The organism is Lentibacillus populi (assembly GCA_014642895.1).
Lineage (GTDB): Bacteria > Bacillota > Bacilli > Bacillales > Amphibacillaceae > Lentibacillus_C > Lentibacillus_C populi.
The window spans coordinates 1-595 of record BMJD01000126.1; the positions used below are offsets into that span (position 1 = coordinate 1).

Consider the following 595-nt stretch of genomic DNA (forward strand, 5'->3'; position numbering starts at 1 on the left):
CTACAACCATTAGGCTAGTTTCAATAGCTTTCAGGTGATGCAGGTGACCTACGTGAGCATAAGCATGTTCTGTACGTCCAAATACCTTACGGAACTTGGCTGCAAGAACTTGGTCAATCTGCTCAGCTCTACGCTTGTGTCCATGATGGACAAAGATTGCAGTGTTACCAAACTCATAGCAGTAGTAAGGGTCTGGGTTGTCATCAATAGTGATGCGTGGTTCATTCTCATAGATAACTTTCAGTGTCTCACGTAGCCACACAGAGCTAGCTTCATCATGGTTACCCTCCGCCATAACTACATGCACTCTCTGATGCGTCTCCAGACACATCTGAATCATCTTACGGATAAGTTTTATTGCAACACGCACAAGCTTGGTATAGCGAGTATCAGCATCCAGAACATGCTTAGATGCTGGAGTAACTGCTGCTAGTCCATCCCAGTGAAGGAAGTCACCCATGTTAGCCAAGATAGCTGTGTTAGCATGAGGTGAGCTAGCGATAGCTCGCTCAAGCCAACGGGTTGCTAAATCCTCAGCAATCTTCATATCCCAGTCATCACCAGATTCTTCAGCCCAAGCCAGCATACCTAAGTG

The 595-nt window shown here is 46.2% G+C and carries 1 protein-coding gene; it reads right to left on the reverse strand.

From position 1 onward, the window contains the following. Positions 1–595, reverse strand: a 595-nt coding sequence (locus IEX12_RS23200; RefSeq protein ID WP_286171355.1) for a hypothetical protein, incomplete at both ends; no start/stop codon positions are given.